Annotated in this window: 12 protein-coding genes and 1 pseudogene; 12 read left to right on the top strand and 1 reads right to left on the bottom strand. The window is 65.9% G+C overall.

Annotated features, from left to right (window positions below; all coding sequences use genetic code 11):
* The first annotated feature begins 35 nt into the window (after window positions 1–35).
* The 7 genes from G3N94_RS13445 (at window position 36) to G3N94_RS13415 (ending at window position 7,459) form a co-directional block, all read left to right on the top strand.
* Complete coding sequence (locus G3N94_RS13445) at window positions 36–455, top strand: energy transducer TonB (protein ID WP_205792871.1); 420 nt, start codon at window positions 36–38, stop codon at window positions 453–455.
* Window positions 456–471: 16 nt separating this feature from the next.
* Window positions 472–1,212: a MotA/TolQ/ExbB proton channel family protein gene (locus G3N94_RS13440; protein ID WP_205792870.1), complete on the top strand. Its 741-nt coding sequence runs from the start codon at window positions 472–474 to the stop codon at window positions 1,210–1,212.
* Window positions 1,212–1,619 carry a biopolymer transporter ExbD gene (locus G3N94_RS13435; RefSeq protein WP_124603416.1) on the top strand — a complete coding sequence of 136 codons (408 nt, stop codon included), beginning with the start codon at window positions 1,212–1,214 and terminating at the stop codon, window positions 1,617–1,619. The genes G3N94_RS13440 and G3N94_RS13435 overlap by 1 nt, the downstream gene beginning before the upstream one ends.
* Window positions 1,619–3,541 carry an extracellular solute-binding protein gene (locus G3N94_RS13430; protein WP_205792869.1) on the top strand — a complete coding sequence of 641 codons (1,923 nt, stop codon included), beginning with the start codon at window positions 1,619–1,621 and terminating at the stop codon, window positions 3,539–3,541. The genes G3N94_RS13435 and G3N94_RS13430 overlap by 1 nt, the downstream gene beginning before the upstream one ends.
* 5 nt (window positions 3,542–3,546) lie before the next feature.
* Window positions 3,547–4,596, top strand: a complete 1,050-nt coding sequence (locus tag G3N94_RS13425; protein ID WP_205792868.1) for an ABC transporter permease subunit — start codon at window positions 3,547–3,549, stop codon at window positions 4,594–4,596.
* 131 nt (window positions 4,597–4,727) lie between these two features.
* Complete coding sequence (locus tag G3N94_RS13420; RefSeq protein ID WP_346778692.1) at window positions 4,728–5,837, top strand: ABC transporter permease; 1,110 nt, start codon at window positions 4,728–4,730, stop codon at window positions 5,835–5,837.
* Entirely contained in the window at window positions 5,834–7,459 is a 1,626-nt protein-coding gene (locus G3N94_RS13415) for a dipeptide ABC transporter ATP-binding protein (protein WP_205792867.1), read from the top strand. Before G3N94_RS13420 ends, G3N94_RS13415 begins: the two co-directional genes overlap by 4 nt.
* On the opposite strand, the gene G3N94_RS13410 is transcribed toward G3N94_RS13415, so the two are convergent.
* Entirely contained in the window at window positions 7,408–8,838 is a 1,431-nt protein-coding gene (locus G3N94_RS13410; protein WP_205792866.1) for a hypothetical protein, read from the bottom strand. The two genes, G3N94_RS13415 and G3N94_RS13410, sit on opposite strands and share 52 nt — an antisense overlap.
* A gap of 276 nt (window positions 8,839–9,114) precedes the next feature.
* Between G3N94_RS13410 and G3N94_RS13405 the strand changes: the two genes are divergently transcribed.
* The 5 genes and pseudogenes from G3N94_RS13405 to G3N94_RS13385 all read left to right on the top strand — a co-directional run bounded on the left by G3N94_RS13405 (window position 9,115) and on the right by G3N94_RS13385 (window position 18,096).
* On the top strand, window positions 9,115–12,057 hold the full coding sequence (locus G3N94_RS13405; RefSeq protein WP_205792865.1) for a type VI secretion system Vgr family protein: 2,943 nt from the start codon (window positions 9,115–9,117) through the stop codon (window positions 12,055–12,057).
* Window positions 12,047–13,297, top strand: a complete 1,251-nt coding sequence (locus G3N94_RS13400; protein WP_205792864.1) for a hypothetical protein — start codon at window positions 12,047–12,049, stop codon at window positions 13,295–13,297. The genes G3N94_RS13405 and G3N94_RS13400 overlap by 11 nt, the downstream gene beginning before the upstream one ends.
* The gene (locus tag G3N94_RS13395) at window positions 13,282–14,082 is read left to right on the top strand and encodes a hypothetical protein (RefSeq protein ID WP_241021810.1); all 801 of its coding nucleotides are present in this window, start codon (window positions 13,282–13,284) and stop codon (window positions 14,080–14,082) included. Before G3N94_RS13400 ends, G3N94_RS13395 begins: the two co-directional genes overlap by 16 nt.
* Window positions 14,083–14,177: 95 nt before the next feature.
* A pseudogene (tssI, locus tag G3N94_RS13390) lies at window positions 14,178–16,811 on the top strand (type VI secretion system tip protein TssI/VgrG); the annotation flags it as partial.
* Between the two features lie 58 nt (window positions 16,812–16,869).
* The gene (locus tag G3N94_RS13385; RefSeq protein ID WP_205792862.1) at window positions 16,870–18,096 is read left to right on the top strand and encodes a hypothetical protein; all 1,227 of its coding nucleotides are present in this window, start codon (window positions 16,870–16,872) and stop codon (window positions 18,094–18,096) included.
* Window positions 18,097–18,143 lie beyond the last annotated feature (47 nt).

The following is an 18,143-nucleotide window of genomic DNA, read 5'->3' as shown; positions in this document are numbered from 1 at the left end:
AGAAGGACTGAGGGAGCATCTACTACGTTTTTCTCATGTACATGATACGGCGACACCGGACATCTAACCCAGTTCCGACACTCTTTCCCTACCCGACGCCCTTCCGATCTCCGGCGGCGGCACCTGCTGCACCCGCTGCACCGGCCGCAGTCGCCGCACCGGCCACGCAAAAGACCACGCTGCCCGACGGCAACGCCGATTACCTGCACAACCCCGCGCCTGACTACCCGGCGACGGCGCGGGACTACGGCTGGCAGGGCAGGGTCGTCCTGCATGTCCACGTGCGTGCGGACGGCTCGCCCGACGCGATCGAGGTCCGTCGTTCGAGCGGCCACCGCGTGCTCGACGATGCAGCCGTCGCCGCCGTGCGGCACTGGAGCTTCGTGCCCGCTAAACGGGGTGACACGCCCGTCGATGGCTGGGTCGACGTTCCGCTCAATTTCCAACTTGACTGATTTCCGGAGTCCGACCATGAATTCGTTGCCGCTTACCCTTATCGTGCAGGGCGCCTTGTGGCTGCTCGGCGCGTTCTCCATTGCAACGTGGACGATCATCGTCCTGAAGGCGATCCAGCACACGCGCGCCGCACGCGCCGATCGGCGCACCGACGATGCACTCGACGGCGCGCACACGCTCGTCGATATCGCTTCGCGCGCGCTGCCCGCAGGCCCCAAGGCGCGCGTGACCGGCATAGCGCTCGCCGCGCTCGAACAGGCGCGCACGTTTGGCAGCGACCATCCCGAAGACCTGTGGAGCCGCCAGGACACGCTGGAGCGCCAACTCACGCGCCAGATTGCGCATGAACGCCGACGCCTCGAACATTCGCTCGCGTGGCTTGCGTCGGTGGGCAGCATCGCGCCATTTGTCGGGCTGTTCGGCACGGTGTTCGGCATCATTCACGCGCTCGGAGCGATTTCGCACGCGGCATCGGCGAGCATCGACGTGGTGGCCGGGCCGATCGGCGAGGCGCTTGTCGCGACGGGCATCGGCATCGCCGTCGCCGTGCCGGCCGTGCTCGCGTACAACATCTTCGTGCGCGGAACGAAAGCCGCGGTCGCGCGCCTCGACGATCACGCGGGCACGCTTTATGCGCTCGCGCAGCGCCAGCAGTTCCGCTTTCCAGTAAAAAGTGCCGCCGAGAGTGCGACGACTGCGCCGCGCGCCGATCAATCCCGTCCGGTTTACGCCCGCGCCACGGAGGTCGCCGCCTGATGGCTTTCTCCTCCAATCAGGACGACGACGTCCTCAGCGAAATCAATATCACGCCGCTCGTCGATGTGATGCTCGTGCTGCTCGTCGCCTTTATCGTGACGACGCCGCTGCTCAACAAGGCAATCCACGTCAATCTGCCGAAGACCGAAGCGACCGCTTCCGCCGATCCGAAAAAACCGCTCACGGTGAGTGTCGACAACGCGGGCACAGTCTGGTTCGACAAGCAGCCCGTGCCACTTGCGCAGGTGGAATCGCAACTCGAACAGCGCAAGCAGCAGGACGCGGATCTCGCCGTGTCGCTGCAGGCCGACGAGCGCGTGCCGTACGGTCCCGTCGCGAAGGTGATGGGCGCGGTGCAGCACGCGGGCATTACGAAGCTGTCGCTGGTGACGCAGCCGGAGCAGTAATGACCGATTCCGCCCGTCCGACGTCGCGTGCGCGGCCGTCCGCACTGATTGCGCGAGTGTCACGCATTGCGCGATGCGCATGCATTGCCGGCGTCGTCACGCTCGCACACGCCGCGCCCGATCCACAGTGGCAAACCACGCTTGCGCTCTTCGACGACGCGCGGCCCGATGCGTCGATGCAGCGCTTCGCGTGGGCCGACCACGCGCCGCCGCGCGACGGCACGCTGCGCCTTGCAAACTACACCGAGATCGCGACGTACGACTCGCTCAATCCGTTTCTGCTGCGCGGCAACGCTGCGCCCGACGAAGTCAATCTGATGTTCGAGACGCTGATGCAACGCAGCCTCGACGAAGTCGGCACGCAGTATCCGTTGCTCGCCGATCGCATCGAGATTGCGCCTGACGGCCTTTCGGCGACGTTCCACCTTAATCCGGCCGCGCGGTTTTCGAATGGCGCGCCGGTGACGGCGCAGGACGTGCGTTACTCGTTCGAGCAGTTGACGGGTTCGTCGACCTCGCCGATCTACAGCAGCCGCTACACGCTCATTCGCGCAGTGGACGTGATCGACGCACAGACGGTGCGCTTCGCATTTCGCACAGCGCAGCGCCGCGCGGTGCTCGAAGCGGGCGATCTCTACGTGTTTTCGCGCGACTGGGCGCGCGCGGCGGACGGCGGTGCGCTGACGTTCGACCAGCTCGCCACAATTGCGCCCATCGCGAGCGGGCCGTATCTGATCGGCGCGCGCGCGAGCAATCACGAGATCGTGTATCGGCGCAATCCGCGCTACTGGGGCGCGGATCTGCCGGTGCGGCGCGGCATGTTCAACTTCGCCAACGTGAGTTTCCGGCTCTACAGCGACCCGTCGGCGCCGCTCCAGGCGTTTCGCGCCGGCGATGTCGACGCGCTGGCCGAAGGCAGCGCGGAGCAATGGTCGCGCAACTACGGCGGCCCCGCCTTTGCGAACGGCACGCTGCGCAAGCAGGAGTTTCCGGATCACGGCATCAGCAATGCGCAGGGTTTGTTCTTCAATCTGAGGCGGCCCAAGTTCCAGGACATACGCGTGCGCGAGGCGATAGGTCTCGCGCTCGATTACGAATGGATCAACCGGAACATGTTTTTCGGCCAGTACACACGCACCCGCAGTTTTTTCGACGAAAGCGTGTTCGCCGCGAGCGGCGCACCGGGCGCCGACGAGCTGACGCTGCTCGAGCCGTTGCGCGGCGGCGTACCGCCCGAGGTGTTCGGCGCACTGCCGCCGCAGCCGGATACGTCGGCGCACAACGGGCTGCGCCGCAATCTTGCGCGGGCCGAGGCGCTGCTCGCGAGCGCGGGCTGGCGTTACCGCGATGGCGTGCTGCGCAATGCGGCCGGCACGCCGTTCACGATCGAACTGGTCGATGACGGCACGGGCATGGAGCGCATCCTGATGATCGTCGTGCGCAACCTGAGGCTGCTCGGCATCGACGCGCGGCTGCGCATCATGGATCAGACCGTCATCCTCGAGCGCCTCAAGCATTTCGATTTCGACATGACGACGTTGGGCTACCGCGCCACGAGCATTCCGGGCGCCGAACTGGAACGCCGCTTCGGCAGCCGCGCGGCGCGCACGCCGGGCTCCGAAAATTACACGGGCATCGCGTCGCCCGCCGTCGATGCGCTGATCGACGACGTGCAGCGCGCCGGCAGCGAACGCGAGGTGATCGCCGCGGCGCGCGCGCTCGATCGCGTGCTGCTGTGCGAACGCATCATGATTCCGGAGTGGCACGCCACGCACTCGCGCATCGCGTGGAACCGGCGTATCGCGCCGCCCGCACGCGTGCCGCGGCAATACGGCGAGCTCGATTGGGTCATCGGCTGGTGGCACGCCGCACCTGACATGCAGAGCACGAACGCCGCGCCGCGCGCGGCCCAACAGGAGTAAGTGTCATGTTCGCGTATATCGGGCGCAGATTGCTGCTCATGATTCCCACGTTGCTGGGCGTGCTGACGGTGACGTTCGTCATCATGCAATTCGTGCCGGGCGGCCCTGTCGAGCAGGTGATGGGGCGGCTGCAAGGTTCGTCGGTTCACGGCGAGGGCGCGTCCGGCCCAGGCGGCTATCACGGCAACGAAGGCGTCGATCCCGCGCAGGTCGCCGCGATCCGCCGCACGTTCGGCTTCGACGTGCCGCCGCTCACGCGCTACGTGCGCATGTTGACGCATTACGCGCGCTTCGATCTCGGCCAGTCGTTCTTTCAGCATCGGTCGGTCTGGGCGCTGATCGTCAGCAAGCTGCCGGTGACGGTCACGCTCGGCACCTGCACGCTCGTGCTCACGTATCTGATCGCGGTGCCGCTCGGCATCGCGAAGGCGCTGCGGCGCGGCACGACGTTCGACTTCGCGACGAGTGCCACGCTGCTCGCCGCGTACGCGATCCCGGGCTTCGTGCTCGGCGTGCTGCTGATGATGCTGTTGAGCGGTGATCTCTTTCTGCACGTTTTCCCGCTCGGCGGTTTCGGCGCCGAAGATCACGACGCGCTGCCGCTCGCGCAACGCGTGCTCGACCGCGTGTGGCATCTGGTGCTGCCGGTCACGGCGTCGGTCACGAGCAGCCTCGCCGTCGTGTCGTTTCTCACGCGCAACGCGTTCATCGACGAATTGTCGCGCCAGTATGTGCTGACTGCGCGCGCGAAGGGCGTGTCGCGCAACGCGGTGGTGTGGCGACACGTGCTGCGCAACGCGCTGATTCCGATCGCGACGGGTTTGCCCTCGGCGTTCGTCTCCGCGTACGTGAGCGGCAGCCTGCTGATCGAGACGCTGTTTTCGCTCGACGGCGTAGGGCGCCTGTCTTACGACGCGATCATCGGCCGCGATTATCCGGTCGTGCTGGGCTCGCTGTTCGTGTTCACGGCCGTGAGTCTGTTCGCGAAGCTCGCGGGCGATCTCGCGTACGCGCTGATCGATCCGCGCATTCACTTCGGCGGCAACGGCCGCTGAATCCGGGGTTCTTTATGGAAGTCATCAGCTCATCGCACGCGGATTCGAAACAGGCGGACTACGCCGACGCCGTGCCGCATGTCGTACCCGATATGCGGCCAGGGGTCGCATCCGTGCCGCCTTCACGCGCCATTGCGTCACAGCGCGACACGGCGACATTCGCTCGCGCGACGGCATGGTGGCGGCGCTTGCGCCGTCAACGGCTCGGCTTCGCGAGCCTCGTCGCGTTCACGGCGCTGTTCGTTGCGAGCCTGCTGGCGGGCACGATCGCCAACGACCAGCCGCTCGTCGCGCGCTATCACGGCCACTGGCTGTTCCCGGCGCTGCACACGTACGCCGATAGCGACTTCGGTGGCGCACTGCCCACCGAAGCCGACTATCTCGACCCGTTCATCCGCGAGCAGTTTTCGCGCGACGGCAATTTCGCGCTCTACGCGCCCGTTCCGTATCGCTACGACACCGTGAACTATCACGCGGCGCAGCCATTTCCGGCGCCACCGTCGGCGCAGAACTGGCTCGGCACCGACGCGTATGGTCGCGACGTGTTCGCGCGCGTGCTCTACGGCTTTCGCAGTTCGGTCCTGTTCGCGCTTGCGCTGACGCTGACAGGCGCGCTCGTCGGCGTGCTCGCGGGCGCGCTCCAGGGCTATTACGCGGGCCTCGTCGACCTGCTCGGCCAGCGCGTGATCGAGGTATGGACCGCGTTGCCCGATCTCTATCTGCTCATCATCCTGTCGTCGATTTTCGAGCCGAGCCTCGTGCTGCTGTTCGTGCTGCTCGCCGCATTCGGATGGATCACGCTGTCCGATTACGTGCGCGGCGAATTCCTGCAAAAGCGCGCGCTCGAATACGTGCGCGCCGCGCGCACGCTCGGGCTGTCCGATCGCCAGATCATGTGGCGGCATATCCTGCCGAACAGTCTGACGCCGGTCATCACGTGGCTGCCGTTTCGGATGAGCGCGGCGATCGTGTCGCTCGCGAGCCTCGATTTTCTCGGGCTTGGCGTGCCGCCGCCCGCGCCGAGCCTCGGCGAGTTGCTGGCAGAAGGCAAGAGCCATCTGTCGGCGTGGTGGATTTCGGCGACAGCCATCGTGGCGCTCGTGGTCACGTTGCTGCTGCTCACGTTCATCGGCGACGCGTTGCGCGAATCGTTCGCGACCGACCGCAACCGAGCCGCTGACGGTGCAGATGCCGACGCCGCCGACGCTGCCAACACCCACGCTGCAGGAGCCACCCGATGACGACGCCCGTACTCGAAGTCGAAGACCTGAACATCCGGATCGGCGCGCGGACTATCGTGCACGGGCTCGATCTGACGATCGGCCGCGGCGAGCGCGTCGCGCTCGTCGGCGAATCGGGGTCGGGCAAGAGCCTGACCGCGCTCGCGCTGCTCGGGCTCGCCGACGCCGCGCACGTGAGCGGCCGCGTGCGGCTCGCGGGCGAGGAACTGCTCGATAAAAGCGAAGCGCAATGGCGCGCGACGCGCGGCCGCGACATCGCAATGGTGTTCCAGGAGCCGATGACTGCGCTCAATCCGCTCAAGACGATCGGGCGGCAGATCGGTGAGAGCCTGCGTCTGCACGCGGGGCTGCGCGGCGCGGCGGCACGCGAGCGGGCGATCGCGCTGTTGCGGCGCATGGGTATCGTCGAACCCGAACGCAAGGTCGATGCCTATCCGCACCAGTTGTCGGGCGGCCAGCGGCAACGCGCGATGATCGCGATGGCGCTCGCGGGCAACCCGCGTCTGCTGGTCGCCGACGAGCCCACCACGGCGCTCGATGTCACTGTGCGCCAGCAGATCGTCGAGCTGCTCATCGAACTGCAGGAAGCCGACGCCGACGGGCACGGCCTCGCCATTCTGCTCATCACGCACGATCTGCATCTGGTGCGCCGCTTCGCGCATCGCGTCGCGGTGATGCAGCACGGCGAGATCGTGGAGCAGGGTGCGACCGACGCGCTGTTCGCCGCGCAGCAGCACGCTTACACGCGCAAGCTGTTCGACAGCGCGCCGCGCCGCACGATCGCGCCGGTGGCCACCGATGCGCCGCACGTGCTCGACGTGCGCGCGCTGCACGCGGGGTACCGCACGCGCGCGCGCGGCTGGCGCGGCCTGTTCCGCAGCGAGACGCCCGCGGTGCTGCGAGGCGTCGATCTGCAATTGCGAGAAGGCGAGACGGTCGGCGTACTTGGCGAATCGGGCTGCGGGAAGTCGACGCTGGCCGCGTCGCTCGTCGGGCTCGTCGCGCCGACGGCGGGCGCGATCCGCTACGCGGCGCTCGAAGGCGTGGGCAATGCGGGCAATTCAGGCAGCGCAGCGACGCGGCTCGAACGCGCCGCGCATGTTCAGATGGTGTTCCAGGATCCGTTCGGCTCGCTTGCGCCGCGCCTGAGCGTGGGCGAGATCGTCGAGGAAGGGCTTGCGCTGCATCATCCGCACATGACGCCCGACGCGCGGCGCGCACGTGTGGCGGCGCTGCTCGCGGAAACCGGCTTGCCCGCCGACGCGGCGTCGCGTCATCCGGTCGCGTTCTCGGGCGGGCAACGACAACGCATTGCGATCGCGCGCGCGCTCGCGGTCGACCCGCGCATCCTCGTGCTCGACGAACCGACGAGCGCGCTCGACGTGTCGATCCAGAAGCAGGTTCTCGAACTGCTGGCGACGTTGCAACGACGGCATCGGCTGAGCTATGTGTTCATCAGCCACGATGTCGACGTGCTGCGCGCGGTGTCGCACCGGCTCGTCGTGATGCACGGCGGAAGGATCGTCGAGAGCGGGGAGACGCAGGCGGTGCTGGCGGCGCCGCGTCATGCTTATACGCGTACGCTCGTTGCGGCCACGCGCTCGAGCGAAGCCTCTTCCTGACGCGGTGGGGTGACGAGCGCGACCGCGCGCGTGTGCGGGTGGGCAAGCGTCGCGGCGAACGTCGGCTGCCGCTCCCGCACGGCGTGGGCGGCCGCCAGTGCCACCGCGCCTAATGCAAGCGCTGCGCCGCTGTCCCCGTTGGCGAGTCCGAGATGCAGGCAACGCTCGCGGGTGTCGTCGTCCGGCCACGCGGATTCCGCGGTGACAATTTCCGTGTGCTGGCTGCTGCGCTGGCTTGCATCGCTGATCAGCGCGCATGCCGCCATGTCGATCCCGTAAGCGACGGTTCGCGTGCGGGCGGCTTCCAGCAATCGACTGATCGTCTCGTCCGCTTGATCGGCAGCCGGTGTCGATGCGGCTGTTTTCACGCGATGAATGCGCGCGGCAGCCGGTGAGCCGTCGCCTTCCCCATCCCCGAGGCCGAGCAGCAGCGCGCAGGCGCCTTCCCCCGGGACCAGACCGTCGCGGCAATCGGGCCCATGCAGCCTGTCGGCGCGTTCGAGCGCGTTGACCGAGTGCTGGCCGAGCCACGAATCGCATGCCAGCACGATATGGCGGTCGGCCGATCGGTCGCGATTGAGCGACACGTTCAGTTCGTCGACGAGCGCCAATGCTTGCGCAGGGTGCTCGACGATGCGCGTCCGCGCGGGCAGCGTCACGGACGCGCCGTGGTGCCGCGCGACGTGTGCGTCGACCCATGCGGTGAGTGTCGGCGCGATCGGCTGCCAGCGCGCAGGCAGCAGCAGATGCAGCGCGAGCGGCGTCACGGGGCGGGGGCGCGACGCGTCGTGGGTCGTGGCGACGGTGTGGCGGGACAGCAGGCCGTCGAGCGCGTGCGCCGCCAGCATCAGCGCGCGCCAGTGCTCATCGTCGAGGCTGGCCGCCGAGCCGGAAGGAAGGAGCTGTTCGTCGAAGTCATCGAGCGAGATCGACGTGGCGTCAGCGGCGAAGATGCGGGATTCGTCGACCCGTTTCAATGCGTGGTGCAGGCCGACGGTATCGCGACTGCGGGCGGCTGCATGAATATCGCCGAAAGCCGTCCCGGCCGGGAAGGACAGCGCGCCGTCGAGTACCGCGAGCGTTCCGGTCGGCCAGTCGTCGTGTTCGTTGACCTGCGCTGCGGCAGCCGCGGTTGCCGTGGTTGATATAGCGGCGGCCGTCGGGACGCCGCGGCGCGGGGCGGCTGGCCTGGCAAGCGTAGCCCGCACGCAGACGTAGACGATCATCAGCAACAGCGGCAGCGCGATGCCGACCAGAGCGAGTTCGCGTGCGGAGGGTACACGATGAGCGAATCGCCAGTAGAGTGCTGCAACGATCCATACCACGCCGTACGTGGCGATGACGCCGACTACCTTGCGAAACGTCGAGCGCTCGCTCATTGATCCCCCGTTTAAGCCAGCGTGTCATGTCGGAATGCTTCCGCAGGCCCGAATGATAAATGAACCGGACGCCCCCAGGGATATTCGTGCCCGTATGCCGTGAGCGTTGCGGTAAAAAATACCTGCATTAGTGCCGAATCGGCATCGAATTGAATTCGAAAAGTAAAAAATTACCGGCCCTGGTTTTGAATACGCCAATTTAATCTAATTAATCCATTTCTTGTTGTAATATCGCGGACAAACAAAACGCGTTACAGATAAAGTGGTGAGGTCCGCATGGACGTATCTGCATCATTAACGGCGCTATTCAGCGCGAACCGTCTTTATTCGCTCGAAGGTCCGGGGGCAATCGCAGCACTTCAGGTCGAGCGTTGGGTCGGACGGGAAGCGCTTTCCGGGAATGACCAATGGGACATCTACGCGCTGGCGACCGATCCGGCGCTGGATCTCGAAGCGATGCTGGGGCAGCGCGTCACGTTGCGCACCGCGTTGACGGATGGCGGCTCCGCGACGCGCAGCGGCCTCGTCGCGGAGGCTGAATGCCTCGACTACGACGCCGGGCTGGCCCGCTACCGCCTGCAGGTGGTGCCCTGGCTCGCGTCGCTCGCGCATGGTCGCGACGAGCGTACTTTCGTCAATCAGTCAGTGGCCGACATTATCGATCGGGTGTTCGGCGATTATCGCGACATAGGCCGGTGGTGTTTCACGGCGGACGCGGATCAGCGTATCGAATTGCTCGGCACACGCGATTACGTTGTTCAGTACCGCACGCACAGCCACCTCGATTTCATCCGGCATGTTCTGGCCGAGGCAGGGCTGGGATTCTGTTTCGTCGAGGACAGTGAAGCGCCTTCCGGCCACACGATGCTGATTTTCGACGACAGCGCGCAACTGTCGGAAGACGACACGTCGGCGCGTGTCGGCGGCGTGCCGCAACGCGCGAGCGGTGGGACGGTCGAGCCGGACGACGCGATTCTCGGGATGGGGCAGTCGCTGTCGCTGGTCGCGGACAGGGTGACCCTGCTCAGCAGCGACTACCGGGGCAATCAGTCGACCACGGGGGCTGCGAGCGTCGTCGATGCCGGCGGCGCGCGCGAGCTTTACGACGACGTGGGCCCCGAAGCGTTCGACAACTCCCGGCAGGCAGACGATGCGGCCCGGCGGCACGCGGATGCGATCATCTCGCAGGCCCGCTTCTGGATCGGCTACAGCACGGTTCGCACGGCCCGGTGCGGCCGGATGATGCGCGTCGCCGATTCGGCATGGCACCAGCGGCCGCACGGCGCTGAGGCGGCCCCCGATGCATTCGTGTTGACCAGTATCGCGCATATCGGCGTCAACAACCTGCCCGAGACGGTGATGGAGGCGCTCGAGCATCGGCTGGGCCCGCTGCGGCTGACAGGCGTCGATCCACGCGCGCTGAAGCAGGCGGAGGCTGGCGGCTATGTGAATCGCTTCGAGGCCGTTCCGCGCAACCAGCTCTGGCGTCCGACGCTGGAAGACGGTACCGGCCAGCGATGGAATGCTGCGCCGACGGCCATCGGCGCGCAGACCGCGATCGTCGTCGACGCGCAGGGGGGAGCCCGGCCGGGCCCGAACGGTCCGGTTCATATGGACGGGCAGGGGCGCGTGCGCTTGCGTTTTCATTGGCAGGCCGACGCCGACAAGGGCACGTATCCGACGCGCGTGATGCAGCGCCTTGCCAGCGACGGTCATGGATTGCAGCAGATCCAGCGGATCGGTCAGGAAGTGCTCGTGCAGTTCCATCACGGGCTGATCCACCGGCCGATCGTGCTCGGTGGCCTGTTCAACGGACAAGGCGAGGGCGGCGATGCGCCGACGCCCGGCGGTGCGGCCGGACGGCCGGCCGACGCGGCGGTCTATGCGCAGGCGACCGATCTTGCGGCCAGCGCGCAGGGCAACCAGGTGGGCGGCAACAGCCCGATGTGGCACGGCGCCGGTGGCGGCGCGGACCGGCATGCGCATGCCGGCGCGCTATCGGGCTTCAAGAGTCAGGGCTTCGACGGGCAAGGCGCCAACCAGCTTGCCGCCGACGACAGCGATGGCATGGGCCGCTTGCAGATGAGCACCACGCATGCTGCGACGCAGCTCAACCTCGGCCACCTGCGGTATCAGTCCGACAACTATCTCGGCAGTTTCCGCGGGCAAGGCTTCGAACTGCGCACGGACGCGTATGGTGCATTGCGGGCGACGCGCGGTGCGCTGATCACGAGCTATGTGCTGCGGCCCGGACAGCCCGCAGGCGAGGCATCGGCGCTGCAGGCGCTGTTTTCGCAGCAGACCGTGCTGGCCGAATCCCTCGATCGGGCTGCGGCCGGGCACGGCACGCTGCCGCTGGCGGCGCAGCGCGGTATGCGGCAGGCCGGGCAATCCCGGCTCGACAGCGGTATGGCGCCACTCAAGGCGCTGGAGCAAAGTCTGAAGACGACGGTGAGCCAGGAGGGTTTCGCGCAGGCACTGCAGGATGCGAAAAGCCGCTCGGGCGGCAAGCCGCTTGCGCATACGGGTGATGCGGTGCTGGGCGTGGCGGCGCAGGGCGGCCAGGGGATGCTGGCGGGACAGGCGCTGCAATGGGCGACGGGCGAAGCGCTGACGCTTGGCAGCGGCGCCGATACGAACATCGCGGTCAATCAGGCACTGCGTATCCACAGCGGGCAGGGAATCGGCTGGCTGGCCGGCGCGCGCGACGCCAGCGGCGTCGGTCTCAACCTGATTTCGGGCAAGGACAATCTCGATCTGCAGGCGCAGCACGACACGCTGGGGATGCGCGCGAAAGGCGAGCTGAAAGTGGCGTCGGCCAACGCGAATGTCGAGCTGACCGGCAAGACGACCGTCAATCTGGCAGTCAGCGGCGGTGCGCACATCACGATCGAAGGCGGCAACGTCACGTTCGGGTGTCCGGGCAAGCTCGTCGTCCACGCCGGGCTCCATCAGTTTTCCGGGCCGACGGATCTCCCACGCGAGCAGGGAAAGTGGGGCGATCTCGGACAGTTCAACGAGTATTTTCATTTGCATGACGCCGCGACCGGCGAGCAGCTGAAGAACCTGCCGTATCGAATGGTCGGCGACGGGGGCGAACGACTGGAGGGCGCGAGCCGCGCGGCCGATGGGCGCACGGCCACGTTCTCGACGCATGCGTCGTCGAAGCCGGTGCGCGTCGAATATACGGGCAACGAGGATATCGATCATGGCTGGTGATGCCGTCGCTGCGAAGTCCAGCCCGAAGGTGCTGGCGGAGAAGGACAGCACGCCCAGGGAGAAGCAGGACGGACGTCCGGCGCCTGTCGAACTGGTCAAGCTGGTGTCGTACGACATCAACGTCCGCTCGTTCCATCCGAACAGGAAGTTCGAGCCGCTGGGCTTTCGGTTTCACGGCGACAACCGGGGCTTCTCGCTGGAGGAGAGTTTTCACACGACCTATCAGAGGCGCAAGACAGGCGGCGTGACTTCACGGGTGTGGCATGTCTTCAGCCCGGATTTCTCGTGGGGCTCGTTCGGTGACTTCAGCAAGAATCTCGCGAAGTCGGCATTTACCGCGTCGAACACGTCGTCCGGACCGACGCTGTTTTCGGATGGCCCGGAGCCGTACACGGACGAGGCGTTTCGACCGGAAGGCAATGCGATCGCGAGCGAGTTTTCCCGGCAGCATGACGGCGAGCAGCTTGCCGAAATGACCTTCATGTACGACGGGAAGAATTTCGCGTTCAGAGGGTCCCGCCTTTCGCAGCGGGAAACGGGACATACGGTCGTGCCGTCGCTGGATGTGCACGGTCGCGTGCGGATCATGATCGAACGCGTCCGCAAGTGGATGGATATCGTCGTCCTGATCGACGGCGACGGTTTTCCGAATTGCGAAGCCTTCATCGAGGATCCGGCCGGGAACAAGCTGTTTCTCGGCACGCATGTCCGTATCGGCACGCCGGCGACGCACCTGTTCGGCGACAACCACCGGATCATGTTCGCCAATGTGATGCGGGTGGAGCTGACGCCGGACGGCAATTTCGGCTCGAAGATGTGGCTGTTTGCGCAAGCGCTCGGCGGCACGCCCGATCGCCGCGAAGACTATCCCGCGCAGCCGGACATCAAGACCCCGGCCGGATCGGAGACCGTGCGCATGAGCGACGCCAGCGCACACCCGATGGGCGACGCACCGCCGCCGATCATCCTGCCCGGGATGGACCTGGTTGCCTGGCCGGCGGATCCGATCGACAAGATCGGCGACGGCGCCAGCGGTGGCTTCGAGGTGCCGATCCATATCTCGGCGTACGAGGATGTCGGCCAGGTCTGGCAACGCCTGCGAGACAGCGTGAAAAAACCGCCCGTGACGCGCGCGCTGACGCGTTCGGCATGGAACGACTATCACCTGCATCGTGATCCCAACGAGGGGCGATCGAAGGACAGCGAAGATCTGGATGCGTCTTTATGGAAGAAAAAATAGTGTCGTCGAGCAAACCCGGGCGCTTGTTGCGTACGCGCCATGTGTTGTTGGCTTTGTGTGTCGTGGTCGCTGTTATTGCGGCCTGGTCTGGATATGGAAGAGGTTCTCGCATGCCGCTCATTTTTCTGATTCCGTCGGATTACTTTGGTCCCGTGGTGGCGCTGTTCGACCAGAAGGACGGGGTCGACCTGGTCAGCGCGAAGGATGGCTTTGAAGTCAGCGTGCCCGAGAACGGCGTCATCAGGATCAAAGGGCATCGGACGTTCGATCGGGGCGGCAGCTATCCGGGCAGCAGCATCGTGTTCATGCTGGTGGACAAGGACGGGCGCCGGCGGCCGATGAACGAGGCCATCAACCCGTGGCAGGAGTACGACAAGGACGACAACGCGCACTGGGTAGTGGGGATTCGCGACGTGCAGGGCAACCTGCGCAAGTTCCCGCTTTCGCCCGAGGACGGCTTCATCTTCGACGATTTTCCGGAGGCCGAGAAGCACGACAAGATGATCATGTGGCACGACTCCTGTCGGGACCGCGTGTTCAACCCGGATTTCGTCGCCTATCAGTCCGGCGAAAAGACCGAGAAAGACTTGAACATTCCACCGTGTGCGGAATTCGTCGTCGGCTCGGTCGATCACGTTCGCACCTGGCCGGAATGGATGTTCCTGCGCGGAAAGGGCAAGCAGGAGAAACTGAAAATCAGGAATCCCGCCTACGAATCGATCCAGGAGCTGGTTGACGAGGCCAACGCGCGCGTGGCCAGGAAAAAGACGCTCGGCAACGAGTAGGTGCGTGTCGAGAATACGAATTGACGCCCGGCACGCAAGCGGCACGGGCGAATGACTTGAACCAAGCGGAATCCGCATGAGGGCAGGGGATTGAAATGGACGTTGTCGCGGCATTGAGGGGCTATTCGCAAGCCACTCGCCACATCCAGATCGATACGGTCATGACCGGCGCATTCGCGGTCGAGCGTTTTCATGGCCGCGAGGCGATCAACGAATCGTTTCGCTTCGAGATCGACGTGCTGTCGAGCGAGCCGTTTCTCGATCTGGGTTCGCTGATCGGCAGTGCCGCGCGCTTGCGTCTGGCGACGGGGGCCGGCGAACGTTGCTGGAACGGCTACATCACGCATGCGGCCTATGCGGACACCGACGGCGAAATCACGCGTTACCGGCTCACGCTGGAATCGTGGCTCGCGTTCCTGCATCTGCGCCGCAATTGCCTGTATTTCACGGAGCTCGACACGGCGGGCATCTGCGACCGTGTATTCGGCGATTATCCGGAGGCGCACTGGCGGTACGAGACCAGCGAAGCGCAGCGTACCTATGCGTTGCGCGGCCAGTATCGCGAGACCGACCATGCGTTCGTGCTGCGCCTGCTGTCCGAGGCCGGCCTGTCATTCCACATCGAGCACGCGCAGGACGAAGGTGGATCCAGACCGTCGGGCAATCACACGGTCGTCATTGCGGACCGGCGCGCAGCACAGAAGCAAGGCGCAGCGATTGCCTTCCACATCCAGGATGTCGGAGATCCTGACGGCGTGATCACGCAATTTACGCAGCGCCACCAGTGGGTGCCCGACCAGGTCGTCGCAACGAGCTGGAAGGCGAGCGAAGTGCAGGCACTGGCCGGCCAGGCGCAGGCCGAGGCCGATCCGGATGCACCGATGCTTCCGGTTCGCGAAGTGTATGACGGGCAGCGCGCCGGACGTTTCGACACGACGGCGCAGGCCCAGCTCTACGCGGCGCAGCGCCTCGATGCGCTGCGCCTGCCGAAGACGGTTCACGACGGCGCGGGCACCGCGCGTACGCTGGAAATCGGCAAGGTCCACACGCTGACCGGTTACCTGAACCAGCCGCACACGTTCGTGCCGCTGTCCATCGAGCATGAGGCGGTCAACAATCTCGGCGCGGATATCGGCGAGCTGCTGCAGCGCGGGGAACTGGCGGCCGGACACTACCGGAACCGTTTCATCGCGGTGCCGGAAGGTGTGCCGATCGTTCCGCCGCACGTCGCTCGCCCCGTCGTGCACGGTGTGCAGACCGCGATCGTGGTGGGCGAGCCCAATACCCCCGTCAGCAGTACGCGCGACCATCAGGTGCGCATCCAGTTTCCGTGGATGCGCGGTGTTGCGCCGCTGTCGGGCGGGCTGACCGATACCGCGAGCCGGTCGAATCCGGACGGGCATGCACCCGGCAATCACCGCTCGGGCGTGCTCGCGCGCGTCGCCGAGCAGGCGGCGGGACCGAACTTCGGACATGCGTATACGCCGCGTGTCGGGGCCGAGGTGGTCGTCGGGTTCGATTCGGGCAACATCGACCTGCCCGTCGTGCTGGGGCAGGTCTACGGCGGACGTGTGAAGCCGCCATTCGCTGCCGGCGACGGCAGCGGCGCGAATCATCCGGGCACGCTGACCGGTCTGCAGACCCGGACGCTGGACGGTCAGCCGGGCAGCCGCTGGGTGATGGACGATGCAGCGGGCCAGTTGCGACACGAACTGGGCAATTCGATTGCCGGGAGCCGACTCGCGCAGGGCTACCTGATCGACCAGCAAGGGACGATGCGCGGCGCCTATCGGGGCGAAGGCTTCGAGTTGAGCACGCAGGGTTGGGCCGTCGCACGGGCTGGCGAAGGGGTGCTGGTGTCCAGCACCGCGCGGTCCGATGCGAACTCCACGCAAATGGACCTGGTCGAGAGCGCCGGGCAACTGGCACAGGCCGTGAAGACTGCGCAAGGTCTCGATACGGCGGCAACGGGTGCAACGGCCGGCGGGCTCGGCGGCAACCAGGCGCAGGCGGATTTCCTCAACGCGATCGATCCGTCGCAGGACGGCAAGTATACGGGGCCGGTAAGTGGCCAGGATGCGACCAAGCCCGCGGGCAAGCAGCGCAGCGGCGGCGATCCGGTCGAGCGCTTCGCGACGCCGGCCGTCGTGTTCGAATCGCCGGCGAATCTCGTTTTCACCACGCCGAACAGCGCGGTTGCCTATGCGGCCGAGCACGTGCACCTGACGGCGCAAGGCGATGCGCATTTCGCGGCGGATGCCACGGTGGCGGGGGCGTCCGGCGACGCGGTGAGTCTCTACGCCGCGTCAGGCGGTTTCAGGATCGTCGCGAATCACGGCCCCGTTACCGTCGAGTCGCATACGTCGACGATGGCGGTGCTGGCCGATCAGTCGGTGCAGATCTCGTCGACGGAAGATCGCATCGACGTGCTGGCGAAGGACACCATCGTCCTGCAGCAAGGACCGAACCGAATCACGCTCAAGGGCGCGGACATCACGGTGGAAACGCCGGGCCAGTTCCAGGTGAAGTCGGGGTCGCACATGTTCGTCGGTCCGGCAGGCGCATCGCCGAATCTCGCGCCGTTGCCGGATTCCCGCCAACCCGCATTCGACGAGGGCTTCGTGCTGAAGGACCGCGACAGCGGCAAGCCGGCTGCGTTCCGGCCTTACCGGATCACGTTGGCGAACGGCGACGTTCAGCACGGCGTGACGGACGAACTGGGGCACACGCATGTCGTGAAGACCCTTGCTTCCGAAATTCTGAAGATCGACGTAGAGGGCTGACAGCGTGCCGGACGATTTCAAGACGGCGGGGCGTTCGATATCGACGCCCGTCGACAACAAGAAACGCAAGGAAATCCTGGTCGAGAGCGATCTCCTCGAGATCCAGGTCAACAATACGCCGGGCGTCGACGACGACTACGTGCAGGTGAAGTGCGGCTGCCCCGACTGTCGGCCTCGCGTGCCGTGCCGGATTCGCACGCGCAAGCCCGGCTCGGGGAACATTCAGGTCGTGCTGACGAATCCGGACGGGCGCCTGCGCTTCGCGGACGAAACCGACAAGACGAAGTCGCTCGAGGTGCCGGGCGACGGCGCGTGGGTGGCGTTCGAGATTTCCGGTGAAGAGGGCAGCAAGGCGCTGAACGATGCGGTCATCGAGGCGCATGAGGCGACCGAGGACGGGAAGGCGCTGGCGAAGAAGAAGCTGACGGTGTTCTGGTTCGACGAGGCGAAGATCGATCTGACGCCTGTCGGTGCCTATGGACTGGACGGGCGTATGGTTACGGTGCCCAACGACGTTGCGATCGAGCACTCGGCCCAGGCCCGGATCAGACCGGATGGCGTGAATTGCGCGGCGCCGCAAATTGCCGTTCTCAGGGTCGGGATCATGCAGAACGATCGTACGGCCGGAGTTGGCGTCGAGAGTATATGGAGTTCACCGACGATTGCATGGGATCCGTTGGTGCCAGCTGGCACCACGGTGACGGCGGGTGCTCAGATCCGCATTACCAGCATGTTGCCGGTCGTGGCGAATGACACTTTCCCGGGCGGCGGGCCGCTGTATGACCAACCTGCTGCTGATCAGGCCGCAAACAGTCGCGACTCGCTCAAACCGCTCCTCGGCTGCAACGGCGGTGCCCCGGCGACGTCGAACGATACACCTGGGGCCGAGGTCGAACAGTCGATCGCCATTCCGGCGACAACAGCCACTGGCGCGGTAGTGGGGCAGATTGTCTATACGCGATGGCGTAAAACGCAAATTCACGGGAAGTTCCTCTGTTGGGTCGTGGTTTACAACACGTCCACGAAGGCGTTTTGCACGCTCCGCCAGCGGGCATGGACGATAGAAGTCGACACCGATAAGGGCGCCGGGCAGCGGGCGATCGCGGAGGCCAGCGATTCGCCGGTCACCGTCCAGCCGGTGTTGTGGCCGATCGCCAACGAACTCGTCTCCGCGGATGCCAATCAACACAATGAGATGTTCGGCACCGAGACGGTGGCGTTTCGAAAATAGCATGGCAGTAACCAGACATGATGTCGGGGTACATGCCGCCGCGTCAT

This window comes from Burkholderia sp. Ac-20353 (assembly GCF_017104785.1).
Lineage (GTDB): Bacteria > Pseudomonadota > Gammaproteobacteria > Burkholderiales > Burkholderiaceae > Burkholderia.
This window is presented reverse-complemented; position numbering and strand designations above follow the sequence as displayed.

What these genes read in the sequence shown, in the direction of transcription:
- G3N94_RS13445 (WP_205792871.1), top strand. Translation starts at nt 36, where the DNA reads ATGTACATGATACGGCGACACCGGACATCTAACCCAGTTCCGACACTC.
- G3N94_RS13440 (WP_205792870.1), top strand. Translation starts at nt 472, where the DNA reads ATGAATTCGTTGCCGCTTACCCTTATCGTGCAGGGCGCCTTGTGGCTG.
- G3N94_RS13435 (WP_124603416.1), top strand. Translation starts at nt 1,212, where the DNA reads ATGGCTTTCTCCTCCAATCAGGACGACGACGTCCTCAGCGAAATCAAT.
- G3N94_RS13430 (WP_205792869.1), top strand. Translation starts at nt 1,619, where the DNA reads ATGACCGATTCCGCCCGTCCGACGTCGCGTGCGCGGCCGTCCGCACTG.
- G3N94_RS13425 (WP_205792868.1), top strand. Translation starts at nt 3,547, where the DNA reads ATGTTCGCGTATATCGGGCGCAGATTGCTGCTCATGATTCCCACGTTG.
- G3N94_RS13415 (WP_205792867.1), top strand. Translation starts at nt 5,834, where the DNA reads ATGACGACGCCCGTACTCGAAGTCGAAGACCTGAACATCCGGATCGGC.
- G3N94_RS13410 (WP_205792866.1), bottom strand. Translation starts at nt 8,838, where the DNA reads ATGAGCGAGCGCTCGACGTTTCGCAAGGTAGTCGGCGTCATCGCCACG.
- G3N94_RS13405 (WP_205792865.1), top strand. Translation starts at nt 9,115, where the DNA reads ATGGACGTATCTGCATCATTAACGGCGCTATTCAGCGCGAACCGTCTT.
- G3N94_RS13400 (WP_205792864.1), top strand. Translation starts at nt 12,047, where the DNA reads ATGGCTGGTGATGCCGTCGCTGCGAAGTCCAGCCCGAAGGTGCTGGCG.
- G3N94_RS13395 (WP_241021810.1), top strand. Translation starts at nt 13,282, where the DNA reads ATGGAAGAAAAAATAGTGTCGTCGAGCAAACCCGGGCGCTTGTTGCGT.